The sequence below is a fragment of the Stenotrophomonas sp. YJH_SMC_10 genome (assembly GCF_059371555.1).
In genome coordinates this window covers 23,635-47,689 of the sequence record NZ_JCAFUS010000017.1, presented here as the reverse complement: position 1 = coordinate 47,689, position 24,055 = coordinate 23,635, and the positions used below count along the sequence as shown (strand labels likewise).

Annotated in this window: 28 protein-coding genes; 16 read left to right on the top strand and 12 right to left on the bottom strand. The window is 66.7% G+C overall.

All coding sequences use genetic code 11. The annotated features are described in order from the left end of the window. Nucleotides 1-57: 57 nt before the first annotated feature. The gene (locus tag AC5P9C_RS18125) at nt 58-273 is read right to left on the bottom strand and encodes a hypothetical protein (RefSeq protein WP_414615214.1); all 216 of its coding nucleotides are present in this window, start codon (nt 271-273) and stop codon (nt 58-60) included. A gap of 212 nt (nt 274-485) precedes the next feature. Between AC5P9C_RS18125 and AC5P9C_RS18120 the strand changes: the two genes are divergently transcribed. From AC5P9C_RS18120 to AC5P9C_RS18090, 7 genes are all read left to right on the top strand, one after another. Continuing rightward, nucleotides 486-1,085, top strand: coding sequence for a hypothetical protein (locus AC5P9C_RS18120; protein WP_414615213.1), 600 nt, complete (start codon nt 486-488; stop codon nt 1,083-1,085). 896 nt (nt 1,086-1,981) lie between these two features. Then, nucleotides 1,982-2,920: an XVIPCD domain-containing protein gene (locus AC5P9C_RS18115; protein ID WP_164688848.1), complete on the top strand. Its 939-nt coding sequence runs from the start codon at nt 1,982-1,984 to the stop codon at nt 2,918-2,920. Nucleotides 2,921-3,053: 133 nt separating this feature from the next. Further along, nucleotides 3,054-3,980 (top strand): XVIPCD domain-containing protein, encoded by a 927-nt coding sequence (locus tag AC5P9C_RS18110; protein WP_414615212.1) that lies wholly within the window; start codon nt 3,054-3,056, stop codon nt 3,978-3,980. Then, nucleotides 3,977-4,612, top strand: coding sequence for a hypothetical protein (locus AC5P9C_RS18105; RefSeq protein WP_414615211.1), 636 nt, complete (start codon nt 3,977-3,979; stop codon nt 4,610-4,612). Before AC5P9C_RS18110 ends, AC5P9C_RS18105 begins: the two co-directional genes overlap by 4 nt. Nucleotides 4,613-4,614: 2 nt before the next feature. After that, nucleotides 4,615-5,628: an XVIPCD domain-containing protein gene (locus AC5P9C_RS18100; protein WP_414615210.1), complete on the top strand. Its 1,014-nt coding sequence runs from the start codon at nt 4,615-4,617 to the stop codon at nt 5,626-5,628. Nucleotides 5,629-5,811: 183 nt separating this feature from the next. After that, a complete protein-coding gene (locus AC5P9C_RS18095; protein ID WP_414615209.1) occupies nt 5,812-6,957 on the top strand; it encodes a YncE family protein in 1,146 nt (381 codons plus the stop codon). Between the two features lie 144 nt (nt 6,958-7,101). Beyond that, a complete protein-coding gene (locus AC5P9C_RS18090; RefSeq protein ID WP_414615208.1) occupies nt 7,102-7,677 on the top strand; it encodes a hypothetical protein in 576 nt (191 codons plus the stop codon). A 41-nt stretch (nt 7,678-7,718) separates the two neighbouring features. Here AC5P9C_RS18090 and AC5P9C_RS18085 read toward each other — a convergent pair whose 3' ends face one another. Beyond that, complete coding sequence (locus AC5P9C_RS18085; protein ID WP_414615207.1) at nt 7,719-8,135, bottom strand: XVIPCD domain-containing protein; 417 nt, start codon at nt 8,133-8,135, stop codon at nt 7,719-7,721. Nucleotides 8,136-8,210: 75 nt separating this feature from the next. Beyond that, entirely contained in the window at nt 8,211-8,690 is a 480-nt protein-coding gene (locus tag AC5P9C_RS18080) for a nuclear transport factor 2 family protein (RefSeq protein ID WP_414615206.1), read from the bottom strand. Nucleotides 8,691-8,911: 221 nt separating this feature from the next. Between AC5P9C_RS18080 and AC5P9C_RS18075 the strand changes: the two genes are divergently transcribed. Together AC5P9C_RS18075 and AC5P9C_RS18070 are read left to right on the top strand one after the other, a co-directional pair. Further along, nucleotides 8,912-9,724: an alpha/beta fold hydrolase gene (locus AC5P9C_RS18075; protein ID WP_343543565.1), complete on the top strand. Its 813-nt coding sequence runs from the start codon at nt 8,912-8,914 to the stop codon at nt 9,722-9,724. A gap of 9 nt (nt 9,725-9,733) precedes the next feature. Beyond that, nucleotides 9,734-9,907 carry a hypothetical protein gene (locus tag AC5P9C_RS18070; protein WP_005415066.1) on the top strand — a complete coding sequence of 58 codons (174 nt, stop codon included), beginning with the start codon at nt 9,734-9,736 and terminating at the stop codon, nt 9,905-9,907. 110 nt (nt 9,908-10,017) lie between these two features. Here AC5P9C_RS18070 and AC5P9C_RS18065 read toward each other — a convergent pair whose 3' ends face one another. Continuing rightward, nucleotides 10,018-10,698: a hypothetical protein gene (locus AC5P9C_RS18065; RefSeq protein WP_343543562.1), complete on the bottom strand. Its 681-nt coding sequence runs from the start codon at nt 10,696-10,698 to the stop codon at nt 10,018-10,020. Between the two features lie 134 nt (nt 10,699-10,832). Between AC5P9C_RS18065 and AC5P9C_RS18060 the strand changes: the two genes are divergently transcribed. Then, nucleotides 10,833-11,477, top strand: a complete 645-nt coding sequence (locus AC5P9C_RS18060; protein WP_343543560.1) for a hypothetical protein — start codon at nt 10,833-10,835, stop codon at nt 11,475-11,477. Between the two features lie 71 nt (nt 11,478-11,548). Then, the gene (locus AC5P9C_RS18055; protein ID WP_164688857.1) at nt 11,549-12,517 is read left to right on the top strand and encodes a polysaccharide deacetylase family protein; all 969 of its coding nucleotides are present in this window, start codon (nt 11,549-11,551) and stop codon (nt 12,515-12,517) included. Between the two features lie 3 nt (nt 12,518-12,520). Here the strand turns inward: AC5P9C_RS18055 and AC5P9C_RS18050 are convergent, their stop codons facing one another. From AC5P9C_RS18050 to AC5P9C_RS18035, 4 genes are all read right to left on the bottom strand, one after another. Beyond that, nucleotides 12,521-13,441 (bottom strand): class I SAM-dependent methyltransferase, encoded by a 921-nt coding sequence (locus AC5P9C_RS18050; RefSeq protein ID WP_414615205.1) that lies wholly within the window; start codon nt 13,439-13,441, stop codon nt 12,521-12,523. A gap of 65 nt (nt 13,442-13,506) precedes the next feature. Next, on the bottom strand, nt 13,507-13,701 hold the full coding sequence (locus tag AC5P9C_RS18045; RefSeq protein WP_414615217.1) for a hypothetical protein: 195 nt from the start codon (nt 13,699-13,701) through the stop codon (nt 13,507-13,509). A gap of 95 nt (nt 13,702-13,796) precedes the next feature. Beyond that, the gene (locus AC5P9C_RS18040; RefSeq protein ID WP_130768654.1) at nt 13,797-14,459 is read right to left on the bottom strand and encodes a hypothetical protein; all 663 of its coding nucleotides are present in this window, start codon (nt 14,457-14,459) and stop codon (nt 13,797-13,799) included. A gap of 111 nt (nt 14,460-14,570) precedes the next feature. Beyond that, nucleotides 14,571-14,987: a hypothetical protein gene (locus tag AC5P9C_RS18035; RefSeq protein ID WP_150827453.1), complete on the bottom strand. Its 417-nt coding sequence runs from the start codon at nt 14,985-14,987 to the stop codon at nt 14,571-14,573. Between the two features lie 90 nt (nt 14,988-15,077). On the opposite strand from AC5P9C_RS18035, the gene AC5P9C_RS18030 reads away from it, so the two are divergent. Next, the gene (locus tag AC5P9C_RS18030) at nt 15,078-15,362 is read left to right on the top strand and encodes a hypothetical protein (protein ID WP_005415073.1); all 285 of its coding nucleotides are present in this window, start codon (nt 15,078-15,080) and stop codon (nt 15,360-15,362) included. Between the two features lie 88 nt (nt 15,363-15,450). Here AC5P9C_RS18030 and dmeF read toward each other — a convergent pair whose 3' ends face one another. Further along, nucleotides 15,451-16,425: a CDF family Co(II)/Ni(II) efflux transporter DmeF gene (gene dmeF / locus AC5P9C_RS18025; protein WP_049466064.1), complete on the bottom strand. Its 975-nt coding sequence runs from the start codon at nt 16,423-16,425 to the stop codon at nt 15,451-15,453. Between the two features lie 55 nt (nt 16,426-16,480). Between dmeF and AC5P9C_RS18020 the strand changes: the two genes are divergently transcribed. Beyond that, entirely contained in the window at nt 16,481-16,765 is a 285-nt protein-coding gene (locus AC5P9C_RS18020) for a metal/formaldehyde-sensitive transcriptional repressor (RefSeq protein WP_049466065.1), read from the top strand. Between the two features lie 82 nt (nt 16,766-16,847). On the opposite strand, the gene AC5P9C_RS18015 is transcribed toward AC5P9C_RS18020, so the two are convergent. Continuing rightward, a complete protein-coding gene (locus AC5P9C_RS18015; RefSeq protein ID WP_049453406.1) occupies nt 16,848-17,234 on the bottom strand; it encodes a MerC domain-containing protein in 387 nt (128 codons plus the stop codon). Between the two features lie 68 nt (nt 17,235-17,302). Here AC5P9C_RS18015 and AC5P9C_RS18010 point away from each other — a divergent pair, with 68 nt between their 5' ends. After that, complete coding sequence (locus AC5P9C_RS18010) at nt 17,303-18,628, top strand: GTP-binding protein (protein ID WP_343542713.1); 1,326 nt, start codon at nt 17,303-17,305, stop codon at nt 18,626-18,628. Nucleotides 18,629-18,709: 81 nt separating this feature from the next. Here the strand turns inward: AC5P9C_RS18010 and AC5P9C_RS18005 are convergent, their stop codons facing one another. Both AC5P9C_RS18005 and AC5P9C_RS18000 read right to left on the bottom strand, forming a co-directional pair. Beyond that, on the bottom strand, nt 18,710-20,317 hold the full coding sequence (locus AC5P9C_RS18005) for an ATP-binding cassette domain-containing protein (protein WP_343542715.1): 1,608 nt from the start codon (nt 20,315-20,317) through the stop codon (nt 18,710-18,712). Between the two features lie 211 nt (nt 20,318-20,528). Further along, on the bottom strand, nt 20,529-21,428 hold the full coding sequence (locus tag AC5P9C_RS18000; RefSeq protein WP_154329961.1) for a LysR family transcriptional regulator: 900 nt from the start codon (nt 21,426-21,428) through the stop codon (nt 20,529-20,531). A 226-nt stretch (nt 21,429-21,654) separates the two neighbouring features. Here AC5P9C_RS18000 and AC5P9C_RS17995 point away from each other — a divergent pair, with 226 nt between their 5' ends. Beyond that, nucleotides 21,655-22,833, top strand: coding sequence for a serine hydrolase domain-containing protein (locus AC5P9C_RS17995; RefSeq protein ID WP_343542201.1), 1,179 nt, complete (start codon nt 21,655-21,657; stop codon nt 22,831-22,833). Continuing rightward, the gene (locus tag AC5P9C_RS17990; protein WP_057494930.1) at nt 22,830-24,014 is read left to right on the top strand and encodes an MFS transporter; all 1,185 of its coding nucleotides are present in this window, start codon (nt 22,830-22,832) and stop codon (nt 24,012-24,014) included. The genes AC5P9C_RS17995 and AC5P9C_RS17990 overlap by 4 nt, the downstream gene beginning before the upstream one ends. Nucleotides 24,015-24,055: the final 41 nt, after the last annotated feature.

Genomic DNA, 24,055 nt, shown 5'->3' with positions numbered 1-24,055 from the left:
AAAAGCGACACGTAGCCCACAGGGCCCATTCGCACAGCGTGCCGATTGCGACACAACTTAACTTTGCAGCGCCACGCCCGTCCGTGGCCACAGCGCATCGTCGCGCTCCAGGTCGTAGTCGCTGCCGAACGCCAGTGCTGCTTCGCGTGGAGGAAGGTCTGCGTAGCAACTCAGCAAGTACTCATCTATGCCGGCATCGCTATGTTCAATGGCAAACAGGTAGTGACGCTCCTTGTCGAACGCTTCCAGCCATGCGGTGTCTATCGTGGTCATGGTCATCCTCCTGACTGCAGGAATAGTGCCTGCACCATCGCGTGCCTCTAACACCAGAACTGGCCCACGCAATGTTCATCGGCAGGAATCCCCATCCCACCCCAAGGTTATGTGAAGCCAGTTCAGGTCCTGCGGGCCGGTGCGGTGTATAAACTGCTGACACGTGAGTGCCCGAATGCGAGGAATGGATGCGACAGCTACTGAGGCCATGGATGGTACTGCTGCCCCTGCTCGCGGGTGGCTGCGGCGCCCAGGCACCCCAGATGTATGGCGATGGTTTTCCCGTCGCCAAGCCGATGGACCTAGTCCATGCAGGTGCGACGGTAGAGGCGCGTTTCGAACTGCCGCCGCCTTGGGAGAAGGATCCCAAGCCACGCACGTTCCTGATCGGCTTCCGTACCGGTGGGCCTGCAAAGCGCCCGGACATGAAACCGGGCGATGTCGACTTCCTTGAAGACGCCCGGATTCCCCTGAAGGTGCAGCTGTGGAAGCTGGAGGGCGATACCGACACGCCCATAGCGCTACAGGTATTGAATCGCGATCTGCCTAGTGTCTGGCAGGGCAGCCGATATCAACCGGCCAAGGGCGACGTGTACGAGTACAGGAGCGCCGTCGGCGCGGATTCGAACAGTCTGGTCAATGCAGGAAAGTACGACATGTCCCTGGCCTACAGGGAGTACGAGGTGGCCCGTGCTGATTCCGGGGATCTGACGACCGGGAATTACCGGCTGAAGGTGACCAACCTTCAGGGCAATCCGGACGTTGCACATCTCAACATCGAGCTTCTCGTCGCCAACTACAACGTGAAATAGGACTATGGACAGTCAACAGCCTCAACGATTGGCCGTTCCATAGGCTGCGCTAGGACAAGCCCGCATTGGGTCGTCAATGCTCCCTGCTCTGCAGCCCCCGGGCGACTGATCAGCAGCTGTCCCATTCGCTGTGGGCCCAGTTCTCTCGTTCTGTGGCGGCAGCCGTCATAGATTGCTTCCAGGCCTGCGTGTATAAGAAGGTCCGGCGAGAAAACACCTATCAATCAAAGCTGAAGCGAGGACGGACGATGCGGCGACTGGGACGACGGATACTGGGAGCAGGCGCATGCTTGGCTTTAATTCTGCTGAGCGCTTGCCAGGCACAGACCGCTCCGCCGCGTCCTGTGCCTTCTTCCAGTGCTGCGCAGAACAACGTGCCGCTTGTCAGGCCGCTTACGTTGGCGTCAATGGCCGAGCCCATGGTAGTAGAGTTCGATCTTGAGCCGCCCGGTAGAAGCGCCACGCCAACACTCCTGGTTGCCGTTCGCGTAAGTGGGGTGGATGGCGCAGCAGCGCTCGAGCGGGCCTTGACGATTCAACGCGCTGGTCTGCCTGCACGCGTGCTCCTCACTCGGCTCGGGGAAATGGGTGAGGCAAATGCTCCACTCGTGCGTGTTGAGCAGCAGCCAGGAACGACCGCGACTCTTGTGCCAATCAACACTGATGGGCACGTTTCAACAGTGTGGCTTGATGACGTGGACGACACTTCACTTGAGGCAGCGGGGCTGTCCAGTCCGCAAGGGCACTACAAGCAGTTGGCAATGGCATGGGGCCAGAACCTCTCTCCAGGTCGATATCGCCTGAGTGTGGAGTTACTTGACCCCTCGGTGCGCCTTGCGCCAATCCCGGCAGAATTGCTGGTCGCCTACAAGCATAGATCAAAATAGGAGCACTTCATGGACGAGCGATATCGCGTGACAGTCTACGTTGCGGCACCAGGAACCCCACTATTGGAGGGTGGAACATCTGCTGCGGGTCACGTCTACTACACGGTGGACGATGGCCGTGAGAGCATCAGCTATGGCTTTGCGCCGAAGGAGCATGGGGCAACGACCGGTCCCGGCAAGGTTTATGACTCTGACGCGCGGGAGTACCAGAACCCCTTCTATCAGCGGACGCTCGAAATCTCGAAAGATCAGTACGAAAAGCTCAAGGCATTTGGTGCTGCGCCGGATAAGCACGGGTTCAATACGGAGTATCACGGGCTCAACAACAGTTGCATTGATTTCACTTGGGGCGCCCTGAATCACGCGGGGCTTCATCGCACCAATGCGCTGTTCATGCAAGACAAGAGTTTCGAAGGTGGACTGAAGCCACTAAGCAATGTGGAACACATCCGCAGCATTCGCGCGCCCTTTCCAGATAGCGCGTTGAATACCGAGCACTACAACAAAATGCCGGAGAGAACGCTGTTCCAGCGAATCATCAGCGATGAGCAACTGCCGCGGGGCGATCGGGATATGCTCGATTCCATCCGCAAGGGAGTTGCGGGCATCGATGAGGCGCACGGCCGTTCCTATGACGGGACCAGCGAGCGGATTTCCTTGGGGTTGTTGGCCACTGCCAAGGAGAACGGGCTGGAGCATGTCGATCATGTGGTGTTGGGTAACGCTCCAAGCGATGGTTCGGCGCAGCGACTGTTCGTGGTGCAGGGGGAGCTCAACGATCCTGCCCATGTGCGGGCGTCGATGACGGCGGAGGAGGCTGCGCGAACACCGGTGGAGCAGTCATTCGCCAAGGTCGAGCAGATTTCGCAGGCCCAGCAGGAGCGCGCCTCCTTGGCGCCGCAGGAGCCAGCCCTGGAGCAATCCCGGGCGCCGCTGCAGATGGGCTGACTTCCAGCGACTGCACGGAAGATCACAGTTTCGAGCGCCTCGGCCTCGAAACTGCTTCCATCTCCACCTGCCCCCCATCCCACCTATGCCATCATCCGCCCAGGACCGCAGCACCCATCAAGGCTGAACAGGCATGGAGCAGGCAACACGCTACACCGTAACCCTTTATCTGGCCGCGCCCGGCACCCCGCTGAAAAGTGGGGGCATCTCGCCGCGCGGCCACATGTACCTGCAGGTCGCTGCGGGCGACGAGGCCCACAGCTACGGCTTCGCACCACCGCGCCAGGCACCGGGCGAAACCCGCACCGGCGTGCAGTACGCGCAGGTGCGCCACGACGATGCCGACGAGCATCTGGACCCGTACTACAGCCGCACCCTGGAAATCACCGAGGAGCACTACGGCTGCCTGCGTGATTTCGCCGAGGAACCGGCCGAGTTCGAATTCGATGTGGATCGCCCGGCCACCGTCAACCGTTGTAGCGATTTCGTCTGGGCGGCGCTGCACTATGCCGGCCTGCATCCGCTGCCGGCGCCGCTGGACGGCGGCAGCAACCTGGGCGAGTTCGCGGTGCTGTTCAACCTGCCGGAGATCCAGTGCATCGCCGCGCCGTTCCCGGGCAGCGATCTGAATGCCGAAACCCACCACGCGATGCCCGAGCGCGAGGCTGAGCATCATCGCCAGGGCGACCGCGCCAGCGATGAGCCGCCGCCGACGCCGATTGAAGTGGCCGGCACGCTGCTGGACCCCTCGCATCCCGACCATCGCCTGTTCTCGCAGCTGATCCAGAAGGTAGCGGAGCTGGACGCCGCGCATGGCCGTCCGTTCGATGCCGCCAGCCAGCGCATCAGCGCCAGCCTGCTGGTGCTGGCCAAGCAGAACAACCTCTCGCGCGTGGACCACGTGCTGCTCAGCGGGCCAACCCAGAACAGCCATGCCGCCGAGAGCATCTTCATCGTGCAGGGCGACCGCAACGACCCGGCGCACCGCCGCGCCAGCATCGCCACCGAGGTGGCGGCCAAGACCGATGTGGCCGATTCGCTGCGGTTGAAGGAGCAATGACGCGGCCACTTCGGCGGGGGCTGGTGGTACTGGCGGTGCTGGGCGCGCTGGCGGCATGCCGTGCGTCACCAGCGCCAGAGGTTGCGCCGCCCCTGCTGACGCGTGCACAGGCCGAGGCCCGCACGGTTGTGCCGTTCACGCGGGCCGTGCAGTTGCAGAAGGCCGGTCGGATTGCCGAGGTCACGTTTGATTTGCCGGCAGCCCAGAAGCCGGCCATTCCGATCCTGAACATTGGGTTGCGGCTGCAGGATACCGACGCGCGACGGCTGCTGGATGCTTCGGAGAAGATCACTCTCGGACGTTTGCCAACGCGGCTGCGCCTGGAACGGATTGATGGCAGCGCGCCTCGTCATGTACAGCTCTGGCGGCGTACCCGCGATGGACGCGACTCGCAGAAGATCGGGGATGATGGCGTGGTCACAGACCTGACGACGGCGAGCGTGGACATCAACAGCTTGGCCGAGGCCGGGTTGTACTCTGAAGACGTGCTCTATCGCACGCTGCAGCTGGCGCAGGTCGGAGGCGTTGCACCCGGGCGCTACGTTCTGCGGGTCGACCTTGTGGAGGATCGACCCCAGCTGGATGGCCTGAACGCAGAACTGATCGTTGGCTACCAATCACTAGGAAAGTAGACATGCACAAGGACGATGCCGAACGCTACAGCGTAACCATCCATCTGGCGGCCCCCGGCACGCCGCGCTACGGCCGTGATGCCGAGGGAAACAGGTTTCTGCTGGAGCCCTCGTTCGCGGGGCACATGTTCCTGTCGCTGCGCCGTTCGGGTGAACCCTTGCCGGAGAGCATTGGTTTCACCCACGCAGGCACCAAGGACGAGCCGAACAGGGGCAAAGTCGATGACATGGACGTGTCGGTCTACGACAAGCCCCGCTTCGAGCGCACGATCGAGATCAGCAAGGAGCAGTACGACCGCATCCTCGAGTTCTCCGCGGATCCGAAGAAGCACGGGTTCGACATGAACTACGACTTCTTCTCCAACGCTTGCACCGATTTCGCCTGGGGTGCCCTGAACCACGCAGGCCTGCGCCCGGTCGGGCTGGCCGGGGAGATCACCAACTACGAGGGCGCCACCAGGGTCCTGGACAACATCCGCGCCGTCAACGCCATTCCGCAGCAGGTGAAGGGCAGCGAGCTGGACAGGGTGCAGTGGAACCCGATGCCGAAGCAGACCTTCCGCGAGTGGATGTTCACCGAGAACGGCGAGCAGTGGCGCGGCAACAGCACCCTCGCGGCAAGCGGCACGCCCGCAGACCCGGCGCACGAGGATCATGCCCGCCTCAACCAGATCCACCAGCAGGTGGCCGACCTCGGCGCTTTCGGTGCACGCAACGGCAATGTCAGTGCCAGCCTCCTTGCGCTGTCGAAGGAGCAGCAGTTCTCGCGCGTGGACGAAGTGGTGCTGGGCGAGCAGCGCGGTGATACCGCGCCGAAGCTGTTCATCGTGCAGGGTGACCGCAGTGACCCGGCACACCAGCGCGCCAGCATGCCGGCGGAGTTGGCTGCGCAGGCACCGGTGGAGGCCTCGTTCGAACGGGTCGCGCAGTTGCAGCAGAATGAGCCGCAGCGAGACGCGCAGCGCCTGCAGGAAGAGCAGCAGCTGCAACAGAGCCACGGCCCACGGATGGCATAGCCGGAGGGCAGCGCCAAGGTCGAGCGTGTGCCATGCCTGCACCGGCGCACGCCACGCCCCCCACCTGCTACCATTCCCCGGCAACCCCAGCCAGCCCACCCGCGCAGACAGATGCAGGTCGGGCCGTCGCAGTACGGCCCAGCGAGCCAGGACACCTTCCCGTGCCCATTCAAGGACGCTCGCATGTTCCGTACTCCTCTCTTCCGCTCGGTCGCCCTGGCCGTTGTCGTTTCGCTCAGCCTCGGCGCGCCTTCTGCATTCGCTGACAATGCGCCCGCCGCCAGCGCCACCGCCGCCGTGCAGCGCCAGGCCGTGGCCAAGGGCCTGTACGAGCTGGCCTACAGCCCGAAGCAGAACGCCGTGTTCGTGGCCTCCTCCGGCGGTTTCGGCGAAGACGCCGGCCCGGCCCAGGTGCTGCGTTTGAACCCGGCAACGCTGGCCGTGGAAAACCGCATCCCGCTGGAGCGCAAAGCCTTCGGCGTGGTGCTGGATGACGCCCACAACCGCCTGTACGTGGGCAACACCGTGGACCTGTCGGTGACCGTGGTCGACACCGCGCAGAACAAGGCCGTCGGCACCATCCAGCTGATGGAGAAGAAGGCCGGCAAGGACGGCAAGGCCGCCTACACCCATGATCTGCGCGAGCTGGTGGTCGACAGCGCGGCCAACCGCCTGTATGTGACCGGCCACAGCAGCCAGCCGGACGTGAGCAGCGTGCTGTTCGTGATCGATACGAACACGCTGAAGGTGACCAACACCATCGACGGCCTGGGCAATGCCAAGGCACCGGGCCTGGCGCTGGATGCCGCCAACAAGCGCGTCTACACCAGCAACCTGCTGGCCGAGCTGGTGGTGGTGGGCACCGATTCGAACAAGGTGGTGGCGCAGTACAAGATCGCTGCCGAGCAGCCGATGAACATCGCGCTGGACCCGGCCGGCAAGCGCCTGTTCGTGACCGACCAGGGCTCGGAGATGCTGCGTGGCTACCAGGCCAAGAGCAGCGGCCTGGTCAGCAAGCATCCGGGCCAGCGCGTGCTGGTGCTCGACCGCAGCACCGGCAAGGAACTGGCCAGCATCCCGACCGACGCCGGCCCGCTGGGTATCCTGCTGGATGCACCGCGCAAGCGCCTGTACGTGACCAACCGCGAAGCCGGTACGGTGACCGCGTACAACAGTGACAGCTACCAGAAGGTGGCGACCTACAAGGTGCCGACCCACCCGAACAGCCTGGCGCTGGATGCGAAGAACAACGTGCTGTTCGTGAGCATCAAGAACGGCGAGAAGGATGACAAGGGCGCTGACGAGAGCGTGGCGCGCATCCAGCTGTAACGCGCTGACGCAAGGCCCCGCGCCGTCGCGCTTCGCGTGAAGAAGGCAGGGTGCAGACCCTGCCTTCTTCTTTGCCTGGTTGCAGTGCCCAGCACCAGCCCGCTAGGGTTGAACCCCATGGCAGGGAGCCGAAGGATCTGAATCATGCTGGGTATTCGCCGCTGGCTGCGCGTCGGCCTGATCTTCACGCTGGCGGGCGCACTCGGCGCCTGTAGCAGCCGCGTACCGGATGCGCCGGAGCCGTTGAATCTGATCAAGCCGATCAACGTGGCCGAGTCCGGCCAGGCGGTGCGGTTCGAGTTCGAGACGAATGCCCGCAACTTCCACCCGGGTCGCACCTATGCGCTGGATCTTGAGGTGCAGCGACATGGCCCCGGGCCTGACAGTGGGCCGGACATGGACAATGTTCATGTTCCCTTCCAGCTGTCCCTGCAGCGCTGGGTCGCAGGTGCCTGGCAGGACGTTGCAACGTCTGATGTCTATCAGGCAAGGGCGCGCAATCTGGGTCAGCCGCTCCCCGAATGGCATGAGTCGGCAGACTGGCGCTACGCGCAGCAGGTCTCGATGGACGCCAGCCGATACAGGTTGGGCATCGTCACGCTGCCGATGGAAACGGGTGCCCGCTACCGCCTGGATGTGCGCACGGTGCAGCCCACCGCTGCGCTCCAGCATTACCCGGCACAGCTGCGGGTCCACGCGGACCCTCTCTCGGGAAAATGATCATCGACTTGCGCGGCTCCGCCAGCAACACTGGAGGCGGCTCAGCCCAGACGGTGTGCCGGGTTCTGCTGCTGCTCCTGCTCACGGGCCTGCTGTTCGGGCACTAACCCCACGGCCGGCTGCTGCGGGGCCAACCCCAATTTCTGCATCGACTGCTCCACCGGCGTCTGCGCCGCCACGGCCGTCGGCATCATCGCGCGCAGGTGCGCCGGGTTGGCCGGGTCGCCCTGCACCACGAAGATGTTGTGCCCGGCCGGGTGCTGGGCCGTGGCGTTGCTGACCAGCACGTGGTCGACCTGCTGCAGGCCCTGCTCGCGGGCGAGTACGGTCAGGCTGGCGGTCAGGCGCTCACTGGTCTGGTCGAACGCACGGCCATGCTGGGCATCCAGAGCGGACACGCCCTGGCGGACCTGCTGATGGAGGCCATAGTCGGGGTGGTTGCGGGTGAGTTCTGCCATGGCGATCGAACGGTAGCGGTGGGTCGGGGTGAACCGCGCCAGTATAGATCCGGCCGGTGAAGGACGCCGGAAAGGTCAGTCCGCCGGCCGGTGGTCATAGCTGATCACCCGTTCGGCCAGCCAGTGCCCGTCCACGCGGCGCCAGACCTGGATGAAACGGGCCTGGCCGACCCAGCGTTCCACCCCGTCCTTGCCGCGCTCGTAAAAGCGGTGGTCGCCGATTTCCAGGGCTCGCTCATCATGCAGCGGGAACACCTGCAGCGAGGGCTCGACCCGCTCGCGGCGAAGGCGCCAGCCGCCCTTGCGCGTGCTGTCGCACAGGCTGGCCACGCTGCGGCGGAAGTCCTCGCGGTTGCTGGCCGATTTGCCATCCTTGTCATGGAAGAACTCCATGTCTTCGGTGGTCATCGCGGCGGCCTGGTCGGCGTCGCAGGCCTCGAAGGCCATGGCGAATAGTTGGCTATCGGCCTGGCGGATCTGCTCGCCCAGGTCGTCAGGCGGCGCGGGCGCGGCAACCAGGCCGGCGGCCAGCAGGGGCAGGGTGAGCAGCAGCATGGCGAAACTCCAGGAGACGGTGCGCGAAGGCTGGCATGCCGGTGACCGCGGCGGTACGGCCCTGCGACGAAACCGCCTGGGCGCGGTGCGAAGGCCGGCCAGGCCGGTGTGGCTTCGCGTGGCGGCATGTGCAGGCGATGTCATGAGGGGGCGTGATTCCCTCACGGCTGCCACAGGGCGCGGCCGCTAGCCTGCAATCCTCCCCTTCCACAGGAGCGCCCATGCCTGCTTCCCGCATCCGCCTGCATGTTGAAGATACCGGTGGCGACGGCCGCCCGGTGATCCTGATCCACGGCTGGCCGTTGTCCGCCGATGCCTGGAAGACCCAGGTGGCGATCCTGCGCGACGCCCAGTATCGGGTCATCAGCTACGACCGGCGCGGCTTTGGCCGCTCTGACAAGCCGGCCGAGGGCTATGACTACGACACCCTGGCGGCGGACCTGGCGGGCGTGATCGAGGAACGTGACCTGCGCGATGCCACCCTGGTCGGGTTCTCGATGGGCGGTGGCGAGGTGGCGCGCTACGTGGCCAACCACGGCCAGGATCGCCTGCACAGTGTCGTGTTCGCTGCGGCGGTGCCGCCATTCCTGCTGCGTAGTGACGACAATCCGGAAGGTCCGCTGACCCAGGACAAGGCCGATGAAATGCGCAGCGGATTGGAGAAGGACCGCGAGGCGTTCTTCGACGGCTTCACCCGCGACTTCTTCAGCGCCAACGGCCAGCTGATGGTGACCGAAGAAACGCGCCAGGCGGCGATCGCGCTGTGCCATCAATCCGACCAGACGGCGGCACTGGGCTGCATGCACGCGTTTGCCACCACTGATTTCCGGGATGACCTGAAAAAGATCACGGTGCCGACCCTGATCCTGCACGGTGACAGCGATGCCATCGTGCCGTTCGAGGGCTCCGGCCAGCGTACCCACAAGGCCATCAAAGGCAGCGAAGTGGTGATCCTGGAAGGCGCGCCGCATGGCTGCAACACCAGCCACGCCGACCGCTTCAATCTGGCCCTGCTGAACTTCCTGAAGCGCTAAGCTGCGGCCATGCGCCAGACTAGAACCCCCCCGTGGAAGAAGCCCAACCCCAAGGGCCAGACGTCGCAACCGCTGTCGGATGCGCAGAAGGCGGCGGCACGGCAACGTGCCGAGGAGAACGGGCGGCGCTATCCCAACCTGGTCGACAACATGTGGGCGGCGAAGCTGCCGCGTGGGTCGTGATTCATAGGCTGGGTGTGGCCCTGGTGTAGGGCCGGGCCGATGCTCGGCTGGGGCGCGCAGCGCGTGCCGTCCGGGAAAGGGGCAAAGGTCCGCCGAGCATGGGCTGGGCGCTACGGGCCGGGCAGTGGCTGCCAGCCCGACTCCCACCACGGTGCAACGTGGCGTTGCTGCACGTTGATCGCCTCGATCGGCAACCCGGCCAGCCGTGCCAGTTCCGCACGCAGCATTTCGGTGTCCACCGGCAGGGCGATGGCCACCTGCAGCCGGTCGGGCTGCTGGCGGACCTGCACGGGCACGACCGCATGGGCTTCATGCTCGCCACCGGTGCGGGCGATCGGGTAGCGCATCACTGTGGGCCGCCCCAGCTGGGCGAGTGTGGGCCGCCACGCCTGCAGCACCACCGGCTGTGCGGCCACGGGAGCCCGCACCTCGATGAGGGCACTCGGGTAGCCGATCAGGTTCCCCACCATCACCTGGAAGCGCGCGCCGTCGGGGATGGCCAGCACGGTGGCGATCAGCACCAGCAGCGAGAGGATGGCCGCGGCGACGTGCCAGCTGCGGGGTGCGGTGGCGGCGCGGGTTGCCGTACGCAGGCCCGGCCTGCGCCGCAGCGTGCGCGCGTAGATGCGCCGATCCTTCTTGCGCGGGCTGCTGCTGTGCGCCGGCAGATTCAACGGGACACGTGGCAGCCGGGCGGCGCGCGCATTGATCAGGCGTGCCAGCCACCACCACGCGAGCACGAACGCCAGCAGTGGCAGCAGCGCTCGTACGACCAGGTACAGCATCACCATCGGGAACACCTTGGGACTTGCGGACTCGGACAGCCCCGCCATCGTAGCGGTGCCCTGCGCGGCATGTCGCATCCGCCAGCCGACACGTGCGAAGCGCTTGGTTAGGATGGTTGTTTGCTGTCATGGATGAACCGATGAGCCCTGCCACGTCCCGAATCCGCCGCATCTGTGGGCAGGGGCCGATCCTGCTGACGCTGCAGCTGGTCGCACTGTTGTCCGTGGCACTGGCGTCCGGGTTCTTCCATTGTCGCGTCGATCTGCTGCTGGAACCGATCACCGGGGCCTGTGGTGGCCCGGATGCGCACGCGCGGCTGCAGATGGCCGAACAGGTGATGGCACGCGCCGGTGCGTTGGACGACTGGCAGCCGCTGAGCTGGATCCCGGTCGCGGGCATTGCATTGGCGCTGCTGGGTGCGATGGCCGTGTGTGCCAGCCGCGCGCTGTGGCTGCGTGACCGGCTGCGCACGGCGAACGTGGCACTGCTGGTGCTGCATGGCGCAGCGCTGGGCCTGGCCGGATGGACGCTGTACCTGTACGAGACTGCATGGAACAGCGTGGCACGGCTGTCACCCACGGCGTGCCTGATGGACCTGGTGGCGGAGGGCGATACCCCGTTGGCGCAGGCGCAACACGTGGTGTTCCATATCCTGGCGCGCGAGAACGCGACGTTGATGCGCAATCCGGATGACCTGGCGCTGGTGCTGGCGATGTTGCTGCTGGCGACGATGATGGGGGGCATCGGCCTGTGGCGTGCGATCGCGCGGGCCCGGGCGGGCTGATCCGAGCGCACGCTCGGCGGCGCACGCCAATCGCGTTACAGTCGACGCCTCGCCACTCCAGGATAGACCCGATGCGCTTGTTGCTGCGTGCGTTGCCGTTGTTGCTGCTGTCGCTGGCGGTGCACGCCGCCGAGGTGGACCGCCGCATCGCGGTGACCATCGATGATCTGCCATGGGCACGGTTGGACCAGATCGTGCCGCCGGACCTGCAGGCGCGGCATGAAGCGTTGATGGCCCAGCTGCGTCAGGCAGGCGTGCCGGTGGTCGGCTTCGTCAACGAGAACAAGCTTGAGGTGGATGGACAGGTGCAGCCGGCGCGGGTGCAGATGCTGCGCGACTGGCGCGATGCCGGCTACGTGCTGGGCAATCACACCTATTCGCACATGGATCTGAATGCGAAGGGCGTGGCGGCGTTCCAGCAGGATTTCCTGCGCGGCGAGACGGTGCTGCGGCCGTTGCTGGCCGAGAAGGGGCAGGCGCCACAGTGGATGCGCCATCCCTACCTGCGCGCTGGCCGTACCGTAGATGAGCGCATGCAGATGGATGGGTTCTTCAAGCAGCATGGCTACCGCGTGGCGCCGGTGACGGTGGACAACGGTGAGTGGGTGTGGGCGTTCGCCTATGCCAACGTGATGAACGAGCAGGCGGACTCGCCCGCGCGCGCAGCGACGCTGGCGCAGCTGCGCAAGGGCTACGTGCCGTACATGCTGAACAAGCTGGATTACTACGAGAAACAGTCGCAGGCGCTGCTGGGGTACGCGCTGCCGCAGGTGTGGCTGATGCACGCCAATGAGCTCAACGCGGCGACGTTTGCCGAACTGGTGGCGGCCACGAAGCGGCGCGGCTATCGCTTCATTTCGCTGGACGAGGCGATGCGTGACCCGGCCTACGCGCGGGGTGCCGAGGGCTACAACGGCCGCTATGGCCCGAGCTGGCTGCACCGCTGGGCGATGGCGGAGAACAAGCCCAAGGACTTCTACGCCGGCGAACCCGAGGTGCCGGCGTGGGTGATGAAGCTGGCCAAGGTCGATTCGGAGTGACGCTCAGCGCTTGACGGCCAGCACGCCGTCCAGCGCCAGTTCGGCCTTGAAACCCGCCTTTTCCAGGCGCTTGGCCACTTCACGCGGCACGTCGCGGCCGCTGGTCAGCTTGTTCGGCGCGCCGGTGTAATGGAACAGGCGGCCGCCCTTGCGGATGACGCGGGCGAGGTGGTCATAGAACACCTGGGAGTACAGCTCGCCGGCGATGCCGAAGCGCGGTGGGTCGTGCAGGATCGCATCGACGCTGTTGCTGGCCACCTGTTCGATCTGCTGCGAGACATCGCCGTGGCTGAACTGCAGGCGGCCACCGGCGGCAGCCGAGTCCGGATCCGGCGACCACGGGTTGAGCGTGCGCAGCCACATCACATCGGCGTTCTTCTCGAACGAACGGATCTGGCCGACTCCGGCTTCCAGCGCACAGGCGGCGAAGTAGCCGAGGCCACCGCAGGTATCGAGGATGACCTTGCCGGCCGGAGCGACCAGCTCCACCTTGCGGCGCGCATCCTCGAACGGCGACAGCTTCGAGGTCGGCAGCATCTTGATGCCGTCGATCTCGAAGGTCGGTGCGCCCCATTCGGTCGGCACCAGCTTGATCAGCGAGCCGCTGTAGCGCGAGACCGGTGCGAATTCCTCGCCATCCCAGTAGTACAGCGTGCGGTCCTTCAGCTTGCCCGGCCAGGGGTAGGGCTGGCCCCGGAAGTGGAAGCCGTCCGCATCGAGCGCCACGCTGTCCTGGCTGCGGCCGAGATCGAGCGAGCCCTGCCAGTCGGCGGCGCCCTTGTCATGGGCACGGCGCAGGGTGTCGGCGCTGTCGCGGGTCAGCAGGGGGCCGGTGTAATGGGGCACGGCGGGTACCGGGGCGGTTCGGGGGAGGGCATGGTACCGCAGCTGTTGTAGAGCCGAGCCCGCCCTTGGCTCCACCATGCCTGCATCCACGCATGGCGTGGATCTACTGCAAAAGCAGCCGAGCGTGGGCTTGGCTCTACAGTTCAATCGCACTTCACCGCATACACCGGCCCGGCCCCGATCAGCATCAGCGCCATGTAGTCGCTGTCGCTGGCCTTGTGCAGGGCTCTTGGGCCGCGCTGCCACGGGCCACCGCGGCCGAAGGAGCCGAAGTACTGGCCGCTTTCCTTGTCAATGCGGAAACCGACCGGAAGCCAAGGGCCAGCCGGTGAAATCATGAACTGAATGATGTACGTGATGATTGAAGCCGAATCATAAGCCCGAGTAGGAAAGGGCGCCTCGGCGCCCTTTCCTCCGCGGCGGGGGCCTGGTATCAGTCGGCCCTGATGGAACCGCGATCGCTTGCGCAGGCGCGCGGTACGCAGCCTTCCATCAACGTATTCATGGTCTGCGGAGTATGAGCAAAGCAGAGTACTCTTGCGGTGTGGTTTCCCACGGTATTCGGTGGGTAGTACTCGCTATAGAAGGTCTGGCACCTTCCGTTGTCGATTTGCGCGCTACCCTGGATGTTCCCGCTTACAGAGCTGTTGAATCTCACGGTTCCGTAGGAAACGAAGTTCTGGCCGGCTGATACCTGTCCATTTGGTGCATAGGCGAATACATAGTCAGTACTCTTTGCGTCACTAGCACCGTTCGACTCGATGCTTGAGCAATGCCATGCAGCGCTTCCAGGGCCCACCGTGATTGACTCTCCCTTGGCGGGATTCATCCCGATATCTGTGCAGGAAGCCTCGTGGTACCGCTTCGTTGCTTCCGATTGATCATCGTAGCGATATACATACTGACCCTTCGAGTTGCGGGTGAGGGACTGCTCCACACTGACCGTTCCCCCGATGGAGTCAGGCCATTCTGCGCTGCGAACAATTCTCGCTGGGAACGTCGCTTCGTCAGCGGTCTGTCGATCAGCTGGCATTCCATCTGCTGCCTGCACGGATGCTGAGACGATGAACATGAGAGCAGCTAGCTGCAATTTCATCTGGACCTCTCCTACCTGGGTGAGGGTCCATCTTCTCTACTTACCCCGTGGCGCACTGAGTAGCATCACGCAGTTGTGGGGATTTCAAACATTCCTCAAAAATCGGTGTCGCTAATCGCACTTCACCGCATACACCGGCCCGGCCCCTATCAGCATCAGCGCCATGTAGTCGCTGTCGCTGGCTTTTCCTTTCAACGTCGCGCCCTTGTTGAAGTGGAAGATGCCGAATCCGCCGGACATGCGGATCAGGGCACTGTCGATCTGGTCGGCGTCGTCGCGGAAGTAGCGGCTGATCTCGCTGGACGTGGCCTTGTGCAGGGCGTTTGGTTCGCGCTGCCACTGCGCGCCACGGCTGAAGGAAACGAAGTACTGGCCGCCTTCCTTGTCGATGCGGAAGTCGGCGGGCTTGCGCGCGGCGGTGGCGAAGCAGCCCTGCAATGGGTCGGCGGAGAAGGGAAGCCGCGCATCGTCGCCGCAGGCAGTGAGCAGCAGGAGGGCACCGGGCAGCAGCAGGCGGCGCGCGCGCATGGGATGTCCCTACAGGGCAGGTGCGGCTAGTGTAGGCAGCACGCGGGCGTGGCCCGTACAGAAATTCGGCAAGGACACAGGGGTTTTCGGATGGCGCAGGGCAAGGCACCGTGGTGCGGCGTGGCCAGTTGGCTGGGGATTGCTGTGGGCTGGGGCGCGGGCACCGTGGCGGCGCAGGCGGCAGTCGCTGCCGGTGGCAATGGCATGGCTGCCGGGCTGGGCGTGGGCGTGCTGGGCGCGGCCTTGGTGGGCGGCGGCCTGGCGGTGGCCTCGCGCGTGCGTGGCGAGCGCTGGCCATGGATCGGCATCGGCGGTGCGGTGCTGAGTGCGCTGCCGCTGCTGATGTACCTGCTGCGGATGATGCTGAAGCTCTAGCGATGGTGCCGGCCGCTGGCCGGCAACTGCAGATCGGGTCCGAAGCTCATGAGGGTGCCGGCCAGCGGCTGGCACTACGTGGCGTGGATCACTGGCTGCGGTGGATCTCCACCGTCACATGCACCAGCTCTTCATGGATCGCCAGCGCGTTGCGCACGGTATCGGCATCCAGCGTGGCGTCGCTGGTGACCACGCTGGCGCTGACCGCGTACTTGCCGCGACCGACCTGCCAGACGTGCAGGTCGGCCAGGCGTGCCGGCCACGGGCCCTGTTCGATCACTTCGCGCACTTCGGCCACCACCGGCGCGTCCATCTGCGCGTCGAGCAGGATGCGGCCGCTGTCGCGCAGCAGGCCGACCGCCCACACCGTGACCAGCACGGCGCCGACCAGGCCCATCACCGGGTCCAGCCAGGTCAGGCCGAGCAGCTTGCCGCCGAGCAGGGCGACGATGGCCAGCACCGAGGTGGCGGCGTCGGCCAGCACATGGACGTAGGCCGAGCGCAGATTGAGATCGTGACCGTGCGCATGGCCGTGGTCGTGGTGGTCGTGGCCATGCCCGTGGTCATGGTGATGGGCATGACTGTGGTGATGATGCGCGTGGCCCGGGCTGTCGTGCAGCCACCAGGCGCACAGCAGGTTCACGCCCAGCCCGACCGCGGCGATGGCGATGGCTTCGTTGTAGTGGATCGGCGCCGGTACCCACAGCCGCTCCAGCGATTGCACGGCCATCAGCGCGGCCACGCCGAGCAGGGCGATGGCGCTGGTATAGCCGGCCAGGATCTCGATCTTCCAGGTGCCGAAGGCGAAGCGCGGGTCGTGCGCGTAGCGGCGTGCACAGCGGTACGCAAACACTGAAAGCCCGAGCGCCAGCGCATGCGAACTCATGTGCCAGCCATCGGCGAGCACGGCCATGGAGTTGAACCACCAGCCGCCGACGATCTCCACGACCATCATGCTGACGGTGAGCCACAGGGCGCGGCGGGTATTGCGTTCGGCCAGCGGATTGCCGTCGTCGAAGCGGTGTTCGTGGCGACGGGCGGCGGCGAGGGCGTCCAGGTGCATGGAGGGTGACCAACGGAGGTGGAGTGGATACCCCCATAGGGTATATGATCCAGCCATGGCCCATGTACACAGGAATCGAAAGCAGCTGCTGACCCGGGTGCGCCGCATCGCCGGCCAGGTCGCGGCACTGGAGCAGGCACTGGACACGCCCGAGGGTGAGGCCGGCGACTGCGCGGACGTGCTGGTGCAGGTTGCCGCCGTGCGCGGCGCCGCCCACAGCCTGCTGATGGAGCTGCTGCACGAGCACCTGCAGGAACACGTGGTGGGCGCCGAAGACCCGCAGCAGCGGGCGGCCGAGGCCGAGGTGCTGGTCGAGCTGCTGCGCCGCTACGGCAAATAGGCCGAGGGCGGGTAGAGTCGACTGTTAGTCGACTGCTCTTCGCTCAGGCGTCATGAGATCCCGCGCTTCGCGCGATAGTCGACTAACAGTCGACTCTACCCCCGTGGCGGTGCCGCGCGTTCCAGATATGCGTGGCGGCCAGCAGCAGGCTGCCAGTGACCGTCATCGGTGTTTCCCAGTCGTGCGAGGGCAGCGCCAGTGCACCGGCCAGCAGCAGGCCGAGCCCGGCGCCGGCGGTGGCCCAGGCCAGCACCGGCAGCGGGTGACGGCGTTCGGCGCGCCACAGCGCGTAGCCGGTCAACGGCAAGGCGATGGCCACGAACAGCAGGTGGACCCATTCCGCTTCGGCCCAGGTGCCGAACAGGGGCAGCGCGGCGGCAAGCAGGGGCAACGCCAGGCAGTGCAGCAGGCACAGGCTGGACAGGGCGACCGCGCCGGCATCAAGCAGGGCGGCTGACGGGGACTTCATCGGGGAGGCTCCTTGCGCAACAAGTGTTATACAGTAACATTTCCGTCCCGCAGCCAACCCGCTCCGACATGAACACTGCTTCCCGCGCCGACCGTCGCCTTCCGGTCACCGTGCTGTCCGGCTTCCTCGGGGCCGGCAAGACCACCCTGCTCAACCAGATCCTGCGCAACCGCGAGGGCCTGCGCGTGGCGGTCATCGTCAACGACATGAGCGAGGTCAACATCGATGCGCAGCTGCTGCGCGAGGGCGGCGCCGAACTGCGCCGCACCGAAGAGACACTGGTGGAATTCAGCAATGGCTGCATCTGCTGCACGTTGCGCGACGACCTGCTGCAGGAAGTGCGGCGGCTGGCCGATGCCGGGCGCTATGACTATCTGCTGATCGAGTCGACCGGGATCGGTGAGCCGATGCCGGTGGCGGCCACCTTCGCGGTACGCGACGAGCAGGGCTTCAGCCTGAGTGACATCGCGCGCCTGGACACGATGGTGACGGTGGTGGATGGCAGCGCGTTCCTCGCCGACTTCGGCTCGACGCTGCGCCTGGCCGAGCGTGGCCAGCAGGCCGGGCCGGACGACGATCGCGGCGTGGTCGACCTGTTGTGCGAGCAGGTCGAGTTTGCCGACGTGATCGTGGTCAGCAAGGTCGACCAGACCGATGACGAATTACTGCAGGACACGCTGGCCGTGCTGCGCGGCCTGAACCGCGACGCGAAGCTGCTGCTGTCCCGCTTCGGTGACGTGCCGCTGGCCGAGCTGCTGGACACCGGTCGCTTCGACTTCGAGCGTGCACAACGTGCGCCGGGCTGGGTGAAGGAACTGCGTGGCGAGCACACGCCGGAAACCGAGGAGTACGGCATCGGCAGTTTCGTCTACCGCTCGCGGCGACCGTTCCATCCCGCCCGCTTCGCCCGCGCGCTGCAGTCGGGCATGCCTGGCGTGATCCGCAGCAAGGGCTGGTTCTGGCTGGCCAACCGCATGGACTGGGTGGGTGAGCTGAGCAGCGTCGGCGCCGCGACACGCACGCAGGCCGCAGGGTTCTGGTATGCCGCGCGCGATCGCGTACGCGCAGGGCTGGAGGACACGCCGCCGTTGCTGCCACCCACGCCGCTGCCGTACAGCGACCTCGGCTGGGCGCGGCAGCAGGCCGATTGCTGGAGCGCACCGTTGCCGGGGCCGGAGGACTTCCCGGACGCGGCCGCGCATCTGGCGATGCAGCGTCTGTGGCACCCGCTGTGGGGGGATCGCCGCCAGGAACTGGTGGTGATCGGCGTGCACATGGATGAGCGTGCGGTCCGTGCGGAACTGGATGCCTGCCTGCTCAACGACCAGGAACTGCGTGCCGGACCGCTGCTGTGGCAGCAGATGCCGCAGGCATTCCCGGTGTGGAAGCGGTGACGGTGCACTGAGGATCCATGGGTTGCCGGCCAGCGGCCGGCACTACCCCTGGTCGATACGCCATCCACGCATGGCGTGGATCTACAAGGCGTCGCGCCACTGCCAACCCTCGGCGCTCACCTGCAACACCTGCGTCGGCCGCAACGCCTGCAGCAGATGCCGGTCGTGGCTGACCATCATCAATGCGCCCGGCCAGGCCACCAGTAGTGCTTCCAGCGCCTGCAGGGCACCCAGATCCAGCGCATTGCCGGGCTCGTCGAGCAGCAGCAGCTGCGGTGCCGGTTCGGCATACAGTACGCTGGCCAGCGCGCCTTTCACCCGCTCGCCGTCGCTGAGGTGGTGGGCGGCACGCTGGATGCGCTGGGCGTCCAGCCCGAGCAGGGCCAGCCGTGTGCGCAGTTCACCGGTATCGGCCGCCGGGTTGGCAGCCTGCACGGTGTCGAGAATGCTGCGTTCGCCGGAGAGCCCCAGCAGCTGCTGGTCGAGCAGCGCCAGCGGCGCATGCCGTTGCACGGTGCCACTGCGTGCAGGCAGCTGGCCGGCCAACACGCGCAACAGCGTGGACTTGCCACTGCCGTTGTCGCCGACCACGGCGATGCGCTGGCCGCGGCGGATCTCCAGCTGCAATGGCGCGCGGCAGCCATGCGGCAGCACCAGCGACTCGGCCTGCAGCAGTCGTGCGCTGCCGCGCTCGCCGTCACTGGCAAACAGTGCCAGCTCCGGTGTGGCGTGAACCGCCGAGGCCGCTGCGCGCAGCTGCTCTGCGCTGGCCTGCAGGCGCTCGGCCTGTACCTGCTGCGCGCGGCCATGGCTGGCCTCGGCACGCTGCTTCTGCCGGCCGAGCAGGATCGGTGCCTGGTTGGCCTGCTTCGCATCACGATTGCCGCGCGCCTGGCGTTGCTGTTGCCGTTCGTGCTGTTCGCGCGCACTGCGCTGCTGCTGCCGGTGCTGGGCGCGGGCGTGGTCGAGCTGCGCAGCGGCCGCTTCGCGCTCGGCGGCCCGCGCGTCGGCGTAGTGTTGCCACGGCCCGCCATAGCGATGCAGTCCGCGCGCGTCGAGCTCGACGATCTGCTGCATGTGCGCCAGCAGTTGGCGATCATGGCTGATCACCAGCAGGCCGCCGCGCCACTGCTGCAACCGTTCGTACAACTGCTGGCGATGACGGGCATCGAGGTGGTTGCTGGGTTCGTCCAGGATCAGCCACTCGGCACCGCTGGCCCAGGCGCCGGACAGCGCCACCTGCATGGCCTGCCCGCCACTGAGGCGCGCAGCGGGCTGGGCGGGATCGAGATCGCCGGGTAGCCCGAGCACCTGCCATTGCTGCCGCAGGCGCTCGCGCAGATCCCAGCGCTCGCCGACGCAGGCGAAATCGGCTTCGTCCACGCCGCCGGCTTCGATGCGTTGCAGCGCGGCCAGTGCCTCGCCGACGCCGGCCAGTTCGCCGACCGTGCCGGCGGGTGGATAGCCGGGTGTCGGTAACAGGAACATGCGGCCGCTGCCGCGGATCTGCCCGCTGTCGGGCAGCAGCCGGCCGGCGAGCAGGCGTGCGAGCACGCTCTTGCCGGTGCCATTGGCACCGACCAGACCGGTGGCGACGGGTTCGAAGGAAAACGTCAGATCGGCGAACAGCGGGCGGCCGTCTGCCAATCGATACGACACGCGATCGAGCGTGAGGGAATGCGGGGTCATGCGACCTCCATGGATGCCGGGTTCTCCCCTGCGCGCAGGGGCGGGAAGAGTCAGGCCGTCTAATGGGAAGACGGCGGCATCAATGGCGCATCGGTCGCGAGCCTCTTGGAGGAATGAGAGGCCAGTATAGCGGGGCTGGCTGAATGGCTGCGTGCAGCCGCAGAGCCAAGCCATGCTCGGCTGACCTTGAGCATCCACGCATGGCGTGGATCTACGGCACGGTACCCAGCCGGGCGCCGACGAAGTCGATGAACACCCTCAGCTTCGGCAGCACGTGGCGGCCCGAGGGCCACAACAAGTGGAAGGTGCCGCAGGAGTGCACATGATCTTCCAGCACGGTGACCAGGCGGCCGTCGGCCAGCGCCTCGCGCACCGAGTGCACCGGCACGAAGGCCAGGCCGGTATCGCGTAGCGCCAGCGCCACCCGTGCTTCGATGGTGTTGGCCACCATGTGCACCGGAAGTTCCTGGGGCGTTTGATCGTCGGGCCAGTGGATCGGCCACGGCTCCAGCTTGCCGGTGGTGGGGAAGCGATAGTGCAGCAGCGTGTGCTGCATCAGTTCCGCCGGCGTGTGCGGAACCCCGCGGCGCTGCAGGTAGCCCGGCGAGGCGATGACACGGCGCGGGAACACCCCCAGCCGGCGTGCGTTCATCCGCGAGTCGCTGGGTTCACCCACGCGCAGCACCGCATCGAAGCCTTCCTCGATGACATCGACCAGGCGATCGCTGAAGTCGAGATCCAGGCGGATATCCGGGTACGCCGCCATGAACTCGGCCATCAACGGCAGGGTGAGGTCGCCGACCAGCGGCAGGCTGATGCGCAGCGTGCCGCTGGGCGTGGCGTGCGGTTGTGCCAGCTCGGTGCGGGCCGCATCGCGTTCGTCGAGGATGCGCCGGCAGCGCGCCAGGAACAGCTGGCCTTCGGCGGTGAGGGTGATGCTGCGCGTGCTGCGGTGGAACAGGCGCACGCCGAGTGCATGCTCCAGCCGCGCAACGCACTTGCCGGCAGCGGAAGCAGAGATGCCCTGCAGGCGCCCGGTCTCGACGAAGCTGCGGGTGTCGGCGGCGTGGACGAAGGTCTGCAGGTTGGCGAGGTTGTCCAGGACTGACATCGGCGTAGGGGCAATGAAAGCGGCAGGGTAGGGCGGGTGATCGCGGCGGGCGGCGGCGCCACCGCAACACTGTGGTGCGGGACGGGCGGTGGCCCTTGCGGCCTTGGAGTTCCGGCCATCATGCCGATTGCGGACTGCACGGTCCATGATGCCCGGAGCCGCAACCGGCTTTTTGCGCCGCGCCGTGCTGCCTAACGTGGCGGGCCTCTCCCCACGGATCACCGCAATGAATGCCGCTCTTTCCCTTGAACGCGCACCGACGCTGCCTTCGGTGCAGCGCGTGCTGCAGCAGGTCCACCCGACGCGCCTGGTCGGTGCGGTGGTGCTGGTGCGCGAACATGGCGTGCTGCGCCACGCCAGCGCGACCGGGCTGGCCGAGCGGGAGTCGGGCATGCCGATGCAGCGCGACCAGCTGTTCCGGCTGGCCTCGGTCAGCAAGCCACTGCTGAGCACGGTGATCCTGCGCCTGGTGGCCGAAGGCGTGCTCGACCTCGATACGCCGGTGCAGCGCTGGCTGCCGGATTTCCGGCCGGCGCTGGCCGATGGCCGCAGGCCGCCGATCAGCCTGCGCCAGCTGCTCAGCCACAGCAGCGGGCTGGGCTACCGCTTCCTGGAAGCCGATGCGCACGGACCGTACGCCCGGGCCGGCGTCAGCGATGGCATGGACGCCAGCCCGGTGTCCCTGGCCGAGAACGTGCGCCGTATCGCACAGGCGCCGCTGCTGTTCGAACCGGGCAGCCAGTGGCTGTACTCGCTGGGTGTGGACGTGGCCGGTGCGGTGGCCGAAGCGGCGACCGGTGAAACGTTGCAGGCGCTGTTCGAGCGTCTGCTGGCTGCCCCGTTGGGCCTGCGCGATACGGCGTTCGCTACGCGCGCTGCCGAGCGCCTGGCAACGCCCTACGTGAGCGACACGCCGCAGCCGCATCGCCTGCAGGAAGGCGAGATGGTCGCCCCGTTCGAGGGCACGGTCGGTATCGAGTACAGCCTTGCGCGCGCCACCGATGCCAGCCGCTTCGCCTCGGCCGGTGCGGGCCTGGTCGGCACCGCCGACGAGGTGATGGCAGTGCTGGAGGCGCTGCGAGACGTGCGCACATCCGACCTGCTGCCGCCCGCGCTGGCGGCAGAGATGGCCAGCCCGCAGGTGGGCGAACAGGGGCCGCCGGAGCCTGCCGGCTGGGGCTTCGGGCTGGGCTTTGCGGTGCTGCGTGATGCCGCCGCCAGTGGTACCCCGCAGGGCATGGGCAGCTGGCGCTGGGGCGGTGCGTACGGGCACAGCTGGTTCGTCGATCCGACGCGCGGGCTGAGCGTGGTGGCGCTGACCAACACGCTGTACGAAGGCATGGATGGCGCCTTTGTCGATGAACTGCGCGACGCGGTCTATGCCGATCTGGAGACCACGCGATGAGCGGCCATGCCATCGATGCCGCCAGTCCGGCGGGCGAGGCCACGCGCCTGCCGTGGGCCGGCCTGCTGGCGCTGGCCGGCGGCGGCTTCATCACCCTGCTGACCGAGACCCTGCCGGCCGGCGTGCTGCGGCCGATGGGCGAGAGCCTGGGCGTGAGTGATGCCGCCGTCGGCCAGCTGGTCAGTGTGTATGCGCTGGGATCGGTGATGGCGGCGCTGCCGATGACCGCGTTGACCCAGCGCCTGCCACGACGCCCGCTGCTGCTGGCGGCCATCGCCGGCTTCGTGGTGGTCAACACGCTGACCGCGTTGAGCAGCAGCTATGCACTGATCCTCGCTGCGCGTTTCCTGGCCGGGGTGAGTGGTGGCCTGCTGTGGTCGCTGGTGGCTGGCTACGCCGCGCGCATGGTGGTGCCGTCGCTGCAGGGACGGGCCATCGCGGTCGCGATGGTCGGTTCGCCGCTGGCGCTGTCGCTGGGGGTGCCGGCGGGGACACTGCTGGGCCAGCAGATCGGCTGGCGCTGGGCGTTCGCGCTGATGAGCGTGCTGGGCCTGCTGCTGCTGGCCTACGCGCGCTGGGCGTTGCCTGCGCTGCCGGCCGCCGGGGCCGGGCAACGCACTTCGCTGGCGACCGTGTGGCGCCTGCCCGGTGTACGCAGCGCGCTGCTGGTGATGGCGCTGTACGTGCTGGCGCACAACGTGCTCTACACCTACATCGAGCCGCTGGCGGTCGATGCGGGCGCCGGTGCATGGCTGGACCGGCTGCTGCTCGCCTTCGGCGTGGCAGCCATCGCTGGCATCGGCATTGCCGGCTGGGGCGTGGATCGCCACCTGCACGCACTGGTGTGGGCAGCGGTGATCGGCTTCATCGTGCCGGTGCTGGCGTTGCTGGTGTGGCCCGGCGTGGCAGCGGTACTGCTGCTGGCGACGATCCTGTGGGGGGTGGCATTCGGCGCGGTGCCGACCCTGTTCCAGACCGCATTGGCCCGGCGTGCCGGGTCTGCGGCCGATCTGGCGCAGTCGATGCTGGTGACCGGCTGGAACCTGGCCATCGCCGGCGGGGGCGTAGCGGGCGGCGTGCTGCTGCAGGCCAGCGGCCCCCGTCAGCTGGGATGGCTGCCGTTGCTGTTGCTGGCGGTGACCGCCGCGTGGCTGTTGGCACGCCCGAAGGCGTGGGCGTAGGCGCCGGTCACGGGTCAGGTGGTGCCGGCCAGCGGCCGGCA